1 protein-coding gene is annotated in these 9,876 nt (G+C 71.1%); it reads left to right on the top strand.

Annotation, left to right across the window (positions count from 1 at the left end; genetic code table 11):
* The coding region (locus ACFWPJ_RS08025) for an amino acid adenylation domain-containing protein (protein WP_378848657.1) at positions 1-9,876 on the top strand (9,876 nt) is incomplete at both ends.

Genomic DNA, 9,876 nt, shown 5'->3' with positions numbered 1-9,876 from the left:
TGTTCAACCTGTACGGCCCGACCGAGTTCACCGTCCACGCGACGCACGGCCCGGTCGCCGACCAGGTCGACGGCGCCGTCCCGATCGGCGCGCCGGTCTGGAACTCGCAGGCCTACGTGCTGGATTCGCGTCTGCACCCGGTCGCCGCCGGGGTCGCCGGTGAGCTGTACCTGGCCGGTGCGCAGCTGGCGCGCGGCTACTTCGGCCGCCCCGACCTGACCGCCGACCGCTTCGTCGCCGACCCGTTCGGTGCAGACGGTGCCCGCATGTACCGCACCGGTGACCTGGTGCGCCGCGATGAGAACGGTGTCATCACCTACCTCGGCCGCACCGACTTCCAGGTCAAGCTGCGTGGTCTGCGCATCGAGCTCGGCGAGATCGAGGCCGCGCTCACCGCACACGACACCGTCTCGCAGGCCGTCGTGGTCGTGCGCTCGGATGCCCGTACCGGTGACCAGCTCGTCGGCTACGTCGTGCCTTCCGCGGGCGCGACCGCCGAAATCGACTCGCTGCGTGCGCATCTGGCCGCCCAGCTGCCGTCCTACATGGTCCCGGCCGCGTTCGTCGTCCTCGACGCGATGCCGCTGAGCGCCAACGGCAAGCTGGATCGCCGCGCCCTGCCCGAGCCGGTCTTCGAGGCCCGCGAGTTCCGCGCGCCGAGCACGCCGATCGAGGAGATTGTCGCCGCCACCTTCGCCGAGGTGCTCGGCCTGTCCGGTGACCGCGCGGTCGGCCTGGACGACGACTTCTTCGACCTGGGCGGCAACTCGCTGATCGCCACCCAGGTGGTCGCCCGCCTCGGCGCCGCCCTCGACACCCGCGTCCCCGTGCGCGTGCTGTTCGAGGCGCCCTCGGTCGCCGCGCTGGCCGCCAAGGTGGAATCGCACGCGGGCAGCGGCAGCCGCCGCGAGCTCGTCGCCGGAACGCGCCCGGAGCAGATCCCGCTCTCGCTGGCCCAGCAGCGCATGTGGTTCCTCAACCGCTTCGACAGCGCGACCGGGGTCAACAACATCCCGCTCGCCGTCCGCCTGACCGGCGACCTCGACATCGACGCCCTGCGTCAGGCCGTCGCCGACGTGGTCGACCGGCACGAGGTGCTGCGCACCGTCTACCCGGAGACCGCCGAGGGCCAGGGTGTGCAGGTCGTGCTGCCCGCGGGCCAGGTGCCGATCTCGCTCACCCCGATCACCGTCGCCGAGGACGAGATCCGCGACCGGATCAGCGAACTGGTGCTCGCCGGTTTCGATGTGACCGCCGAGGTCCCGGTGCGCGCCGCGCTGCTGCGCGTCGCGGGCTCGATGGACGGCTCGCAGCCCGACACCCACGTGCTGGTCTTCGTCGTGCACCACATCTCCGGTGACGGCTGGTCGGTGCGCCCGCTGGCCCGCGACGTGATGATCGCCTACGCCGCGCGCTCGCGCGGTGAGGCGCCGGGCTGGGCGCCGCTGCCGGTGCAGTACGCCGACTTCGCGCTGTGGCAGCGTGAGACCCTGGGCGCCGAGGACGACGCGTCCTCGATGATCGCCCAGCAGGTCGCGTACTGGTCCCAGCACCTGGCCGGGCTGCCCGATCAGCTCGACCTGCCCGCCGACCGCCCGCGTCCGGCCGTGGCCTCCCACCGCGGTGGCGTGCACGAGTTCTCGATCGACCCGGCACTGGCGGCGAGCCTCAACGCGCTGGCCCGCGAACACGGCGCGAGCCTCTTCATGGTCGTGCACGCCGCCTTCGCGGCGCTGCTGGCCCGCCTGTCCGGCAACGACGACATCGCCATCGGCACCGCCGTCGCGGGCCGTGGTGAAGCGGTACTCGACGACGCGATCGGCATGTTCGTCAACACGCTGGTGCTGCGCAGCGCCGTCGACCCGGCCCAGACGTTCACCGAGCTGCTCGCCCAGACCAGGGAAAGCGACCTGGCCGCCTTCGGCCACGCCGACCTGCCGTTCGAGCGGCTCGTCGAGATCCTCAACCCGGCCCGTTCGCAGGCACGTCACCCGCTGTTCCAGGTGATGCTGTCGTTCCAGAACACCGGCGAGGCCTCCTTCGAGCTCCCCGGCCTCGAGGTCGCGGGCGTGCCGCTGGACGTGGTGACCGCCAAGTTCGATCTGCACCTGAACCTGGCCGACCGGCACCGCGCCGACGGTTCCGCCGACGGCATGACCGCCGAATTCGCCTACGCCACCGACATGTTCGACGCCGACACCATCGCCGGCCTCGCGCAGCGCATGGTGCGGATGCTGACCGCCGTGGTCGCCGCGCCGGATCGGGCGATCGGCGAGGTCGAGCTGCTGGCCCCGGCCGAATACCGCCAGGTCGTCACCGAGTGGAATGCCACCGCGCACCCGGTCGACGAGGCCGCGACGCTGGTGTCGATGTTCGAGGCACAGGCGCTGACCAGCCCGAACGCGACCGCTCTCACCTTCGAGGGGATGAGTCTGTCCTACGGCGAATTCGCCGCGCAGGTGAACCGCCTGGCCCGCCACCTCATCGCCCAGGGCGTCGGCCCGGACACCATGGTCGCGCTCGGCATGCGCCGCTCGCTGGACCTGGTGATCGGCATGTACGCGGTCAGCGTGGCCGGTGGCGCGTATGTGCCGCTGGACCCCGACCACCCGGCCGAGCGCACCCACTACGTGCTCGAGACCGCGGCACCGGTCTGCGTATTGACCACCGCGCGTGACGAATTCGACGCGGGCTCGACCGCCGCGCTGAACATCGAGAGCCTCGATCTGTCGGGCTACTCGGACGCGCCGGTCACCGATGCCGAGCGGATCGCCCCGCTGCGCCCGGAGAACACCGCGTACGTGATCTTCACGTCGGGTTCGACCGGTCGTCCGAAGGGTGTGGCGGTCAGCCATGCCGCGATCGTCAACCGCCTGGTGTGGATGCAGGCCGCCTACGGCCTCACCGACGCCGATGTGGTGCTGCAGAAGACCCCGGCCACGTTCGACGTGTCGGTGTGGGAGTTCTTCTGGCCCTTGCAGATCGGTGCGCGACTGGTCGTCGCCAAGCCCGACGGTCACCGCGATCCGGCCTACCTGGCCGAGATCATCGCCGCCGAGGGTGTCACCACCGCGCACTTCGTGCCGTCGATGATGTCGGTGTTCGTGGCCGAGCTGGCCGAGTCCGCCGCCGTCGCCCTGGCCGACGGCAGGCAGACCAGCAGCAGCCTGCGCCTGGTCTTCGCCTCCGGTGAGGCGCTGCCCGCGCCGACCGCTCAGCGTCTGCGCGCGCTCACCGGCGCGGCCCTGCACAACCTGTACGGCCCCACCGAAGCCGCCGTCGACGTCACCTTCCACGAGGTCACCGACGCCGACACCACCTCGGTGCCGATCGGCGCCCCGGTGTTCAACACCCAGGTGTACGTGCTGGATTCGCGTCTGCACCCGGTGCCCGTCGGCGTGCCCGGCGAGCTGTACCTGGCCGGTGTGCAGCTGGCGCGCGGCTATGTCGCGCGGCCGGACCTGACCGCCGATCGCTTCGTCGCCGACCCGTTCGGTGACGACGGCGCCCGCATGTACCGCACCGGTGACCTCGTCACCTGGACGGCCGACGGCGAGCTGGAGTACCTGGGCCGCACCGACTTCCAGGTGAAGCTGCGTGGTCTGCGTATCGAACTCGGCGAGATCGAGTCCGCGCTCACCGCGCTGGGGTCGATCGCCCAGTCGGTCGTGGTCGTCCGCTCCGACGAGCGCCTCGGCGACCAGCTGGTCGGCTACCTGATCCCGGCCGCCGGCGCGAGCATCGATCTCGATGCCGTGCGCACCGAACTCGGCGGTGCGCTGCCGACCTACATGGTGCCCACCGCGTTCGTGATCCTGGATGCCTTCCCGCTCAACGCTTCCGGCAAGCTCGACCGCAAGGCGCTGCCCGCGCCGGTGTTCGAGGCCAAGGTGTTCCGCGCGCCCGCGACCCCGATCGAGGAGATCGTGGCGGGCACCTTCGGCGACGTGCTCGGCGTGGCCCGGGTCGGCGCCGACGACGACTTCTTCGAACTCGGCGGCAACTCGCTGCTGGCCACCCAGGTCACCGCCCGCATCGGCGCCGCCCTGGACACCCAGCTCTCGGTCCGCGACCTGTTCGAGGCGTCCACCGTGTCCGCGCTCGCCGCCCGCGCCGAGCACAACGCCGGTTCCGGCCGGACCCGTCCGCGCCTGACGGCGGGGGAGCGGCCCGCGATCATCCCGCTCTCGCCCGCCCAGCAGCGCTACTGGTTCCTCAACCAGTTCGACACCTCCACCTCCGCGGTGGACAACATCCCGCTGGCCGTTCGCCTCACCGGCGAGCTAGACGTGCCCGCGCTCGAGCAGGCCATCGGTGACGTGTTCGCCCGGCACGAGATGCTGCGCACCACCTACCCGCGCTCGGCCGACGGCCCGCACCAGGTGATCCTGCCGATCGCGCAGAGCCGTGCGGTCGTCCACCACATCGAGGTCGACGAGGCCGAGCTGCTCGGCACCGTCATCGAATTCGCGATGACCACCTTCGACGTCACCGAAGAGGTGCCGCTCAAGGTCGCGCTGTTCAAGCTGAACGACACCGACCACGTGCTCGCGTTCACCGTGCACCACGTCTCCGCCGACGGCTCGTCGATGGGCCCGCTGGCCCGCGACATCATGGCCGCCTACGTGGCCCGCGTGCAGGGTGAGGCGCCGCAGTGGGCGCCGCTGCCGGTGCAGTACGCCGACTACGCGCTGTGGCAGCGCGAGGTCCTCGGCGACGAGACCGACCCGGAGTCGCTCGCCGCCAAGCAGGTCGCGTACTGGAGCAAGGCCCTCGCCGGCCTGCCCGATCAGCTCGAACTGCCCGCCGACCGGCCGCGCCCGCCCGCGCAGTCGTTCCAGGGCAAGGCGATCCGCTTCGAGATCGACCCGGTGCGCCACGCCGCGCTGCACGACCTCGCACGGGCGAACAACGCCTCGCTGTTCATGGTCGTGCACGCCGCACTCGCGGTGCTGCTCGCGCGCCTGTCCGGCACCGACGACATCGCGGTCGGCACCCCGATCGCGGGCCGTGGTGAGCGCGAACTCGACGACCTGATCGGCATGTTCGTCAACACCCTGGTGTTCCGCACCGCCATCGACCCGGCGGCCTCGTTCGCCGAGCTGCTGGCCGATGTGCGCGAACGCGACCTGGAAGCCTTCGCCAACGCCGACGTGCCGTTCGAGCGCCTGGTCGAGGTGCTCAACCCGGTCCGCTCCACCGCGCGCAACCCGCTGTTCCAGGTGGGCCTGTCGTTCCAGAACCTGGCCGACACCACCTTCGAACTGCCCGGCCTGACCGTCAGCGCCGTCGACTACGACTCGCAGCTGGCCAAGACCGACCTGCACGTCACCCTCTACGACCGCTACACCGACGACGGCGCACCGGCCCAGCTGGTCACCGAATTCGGTTACGCCATCGACCTGTTCGACGAGGCGACGGTCCAGAGCTTCGCCGACCGCTTCCTGCTCGTGCTCGACGCGGTCGCCGCCGACGCGAGCATCCCGGTCGGTGACATCGACCTGCTCACCGGGCCGGAATCCGCGCAGATCGTCACCGCGTGGAACGACACCGCGCACGCGATCGACACCGATGCCACCCTGGTGTCGCTGCTCGACGCGACAGTGGCAGCCACGCCGGACGCGATCGCCCTGGTCGTCGACGAGTCGGAATCCGACGCGATCGCGCGGGTCAGCGGTGACGCGGTCGCCGGCGGCGGTACTGCCGACGCGATTGCCGCGGTTGCCGATGCCGCGGGTACTTCCGAGGATCTGGCGAGCGCACGGCCCGCTACTGTTTCCGGTCGCGCCGCGGTCGGTCGTCGCGAGTTCACCTACGCCGAACTCGATGCCGAGGTGAACCGCCTCGCGCGGCACCTGATCTCGCTGGGGATCGGCGCCGAGGACCGGGTGGCGCTGGCCATCCGCCGCTCCGCCGAGCTGATCATCGCGATGTACGCGGTGGCCCGCACCGGTGCCGCCTACGTGCCGATCGACCCCGATCAGCCTGCCGAGCGCACCGACTACATCCTGGAGACGGCCGCGCCCGCGGTCGTGCTGACCACGGCGAACGCCGAATTCAGCACGGCGGCGGCCGAAGTGGTCGTGCTCGACGAGCTCGACCTGAGCGGCGTCAGCGCGGCCGCGATCACCGAGCGCCGTGGTGCCCTGGTGCCCGCGAACACCGCGTACGTGATCTTCACGTCCGGTTCCACCGGCAAGCCCAAGGGCGTCGCGGTCTCGCACGGCGCGATCGTCAACCAGTTGCTGTGGGAGACGGCCGAATTCGGTATCGGCGCCGACGACGCGGTGCTGCTGAAGACGGCGGCCACCTTCGACCTCTCGGTCTGGGAGTTCTGGACCGCCGCCGTCGCCGGCGCCCGCCTGGTGGTCGCGACCGCCGACGGTCACCGTGACCCGGCCTACCTCAACGACCTGATGCGGGCCACCGGCGTCACCACGCTGCACGTGGTGCCGTCGATGCTCGACGCGCTGCTCACCGAGTCGGGTGCGGCGCTGCCGCGCACGCTGCGCCGGGTCCTGGCCATCGGTGAGGCGCTGCCCGCGTCCACCGCGCAGCGCTTCCGCACCGCCAACACCGCGGAACTGTTCAACCTGTACGGCCCGACCGAAGCCGCGGTCTCGATCACCAGCCACGCGGTGACCGACGCCGACCAGGTGTCGGTGTCGATCGGTGCGCCGGAGTGGAACAGCCGTGTCTACGTGCTGGATTCGCGCCTGCGTCCGGTGCCGGTCGGCGTCTCCGGTGAGCTCTACCTCGCCGGTGCCCAGCTGGCCCGCGGCTACTACGGCCGCGCGGATCTGACCGCCGACCGCTTCGTCGCCGACCCGTTCTCCACGCTCGGCGAGCGCATGTACCGCACGGGTGACCTCGTGGCCTGGAACGCCGACGGCGAACTGGACTACCGCGGCCGCACCGACTTCCAGGTGAAGATCCGCGGCTTCCGCATCGAGCTCGGCGAGATCGAGGCCGCACTGCTGCGTCAGCCTGGCATCACCTCGGCCGCCGTGCTCGCCCACACCGATCCGGTGGTCGGCGACCGCTTGGTCGCCTACGTCGTCGCCACGTCCGATGCCGTCGCGACTACCGGCGTCACGGCCGATGGTGTTGCGGCGGCGGGTTCTGCTGCCGAGGCCGCCGGTATCGACAAGCTGGCTCTGCGCGCAGCCCTGGCCGCCGAACTGCCGTCCTACATGGTTCCGACCGTGTTCCTGCAGCTCGACGCCCTGCCGCTGAACGCCAACGGCAAGCTCGACCGCAAGGCCCTGCCGGAGCCCGAGGTCGAGAAGGCCGTGTTCCGCGCGCCGGTCAGCCCGAGCGAGCAGCTCGTGGCCGCCACCTTCGCCGAGGTCCTGCGCCTTGGCGCCGACAAGCGCTTCGGCCTCGACGACGACTTCTTCGCCTGGGGCGGTAACTCGCTGCTGGCGACGCAGGTCGCCGCCCGCCTCGGCGAGGCGCTGAACACCCGCATCCCGGTGCGCCTGCTGTTCGAGGCGTCCACGGTCCACGCGCTGGCCCAGCGGGTCGAGCAGCACGCCGAGACCGGTGATCGCAAGGCGCTCACCGCCGGTCCGCGCCCCGCCCACATCCCGCTCTCCCTGGCCCAGCAGCGCATGTGGTTCCTCAACCGCTTCGACACCCAGTCGGCGGCCTACAACGTGCCCGTCGCGGTCCGCCTCACCGGCGACCTCGACGTGGCCGCGCTGCGCGCCGCGATCACCGACCTGGTGTCGCGCCACGAGATCCTGCGCACGGTGTACCCGCAGACCGAAGCCGGTGCGGCACAGGTGATCCTGTCGCCCGCGCAGGCCGCGCCGGAACTGATCGAGCGCACCGTGGCCGCCGACGAGATGGAATCGGCTGTCGCTGAACTGATGTCGACCATCTTCGACGTCACCGTCGAGGTGCCGCTGAAGGTCGCGCTGTTCCGCGCCGAGAACACCGATGCCGAACCGCCGGCGCCGGGCTCGGTCTTCGGGCCCGCCCGCACCATCTCCGGTGACTTCGTGCTCGCCATGGTCGTGCACCACATCTCGGGTGACGGTTCCTCGGTCGCCCCGCTGACCCGCGACCTGATGACCGCCTACGCGGCCCGCTCCACCGGCCAGGAGCCCGGCTGGGCGCCGCTGGCCGTGCAGTACGCGGACTACAGCATCTGGCAGCGCGAACTGCTCGGCAGCGAGGACGATCCGGACTCGATGGCGTCCAAGCAGGTCGCGCACTGGAAGCAGGCCCTGGCTGAGCTGCCCGATCAGCTCGACCTGCCCGCCGATCGCCCGCGTCCCGCCGTGCAGACCTTCGCGGGCAGCAAGGTCGACGTCCAGATCGACGCCGACACCCACCGCGCGCTGGTCGAACTGGCCCGCGCCGAGGGCGCGACGCTGTTCATGGTCGTGCACACCGCCCTCGCGGTGCTGCTGGCCCGCCTGTCGGGCACCGACGACATCGCCATCGGCACCCCGATGGCCGGTCGTGGCGAGGCCGCCCTCGACGACATGATCGGCATGTTCGTCAACACCCTGGTGTTCCGCACCAAGGTCGACGGCGGCGAGGCGTTCACCGAGCTGCTGGCCCGCCAGCGCGAGGACGACATCGCGGCGTTCGCCAACGCCGACGTGCCGTTCGAGCGCCTGGTCGAGGTGCTCAACCCGGTCCGCTCCACCGCGCGCCACCCGCTGTTCCAGGTCGGTCTGTCGTTCCAGAACCTCAGCCGCGCCACCCTGGAACTGCCGGGCCTGACGGTGTCCGGTCTCGACATCGACTCGCAGCTGTCGCAGTTCGACCTGCACCTGATCGCCACCGACCGCTACGGCGATGCCGGTGAGCCCGAAGGCATTTCGGGTCTGTTCACCTACGCGACCGACCTGTTCGACCACGCTACGGTCGAGGGCTTCGTGGAGCGGTTCATCCGCCTGCTCGGCGCGATCGTCGCCACCCCGCGCACCGCGGTCGGCGACATCGAGCTGCTGGCACCGGCCGAACGCACCCAGATCCTGGATGCCCGCAACGCGACCGCCTACCGCGTCGACACCGAGGCCACGCTGGTCTCGCTGCTCGACGCGACAGTGGCCGCCGACCCGAAGGCGACCGCCCTGGTCACCGACGACGGCGCCCAGATCACCTACGCCGAACTCGACGCGAAGGTGAACCGCCTCGCGCGGCACCTGATCTCGCTCGGTGTCGGCCCTGAGTCCCGCGTCGCGCTGGCGCTGCGCCGCTCGGTGGACCTGATCGTCGCGATGTACGCGGTGACCAAGTCCGGTGGCGCGTACGTGCCGGTCGACCCCGATCAGGCGGCCGAACGCACCGACTACATCCTCGAGACGGCGGCACCGGTCTGCGTGCTGACCAACGCCGAGGCCGAGTTCGACACCGATGTCGCGCCGCTGGTGCGCATCGACGAGCTCGAGCTCGACGAGGTCAGCGCCGCACCGGTTTCCGATGCGGAGCGCACCGTGCCGCTGCGTCCGGAGCACACCGCGTACGTGATCTTCACGTCCGGCTCCACCGGCCGCCCGAAGGGTGTCGCTGTCCCGCACGGCGCCATCGCCAACCAGCTCCAGTGGAAGCTGATCGAGTTCGGCATGGACGCCGCCGACGCGGTGCTGCTCAAGACCGCCGCCACCTTCGACCTCTCGGTCTGGGAGTTCTGGTCGGCCGCCGTCTGCGGTGGCCGCCTGGTGCTCGCCTCGGCCGACGGTCATCGCGACCCGGCGTACCTGAACGAGCTGATGTCGCGCGAGTGGGTCACCACCCTGCACGTGGTGCCGTCGATGCTCGACGCGCTGCTGGCTACCACGGCGCGCCCGGCGGGCCCGGAGGCGGTAGCGAAGCGTGACCACGCAGGGCCCTCGGGCGCGCCGCAAAACAGCACAT

The organism is Nocardia sp. NPDC058497 (assembly GCF_042720195.1).
In the GTDB taxonomy this organism is placed as follows: Bacteria; Actinomycetota; Actinomycetes; order Mycobacteriales; family Mycobacteriaceae; genus Nocardia.
The sequence above is the reverse complement of the archived record's forward strand: the minus strand, read 5'-3'. Positions and strand labels throughout refer to the sequence as shown.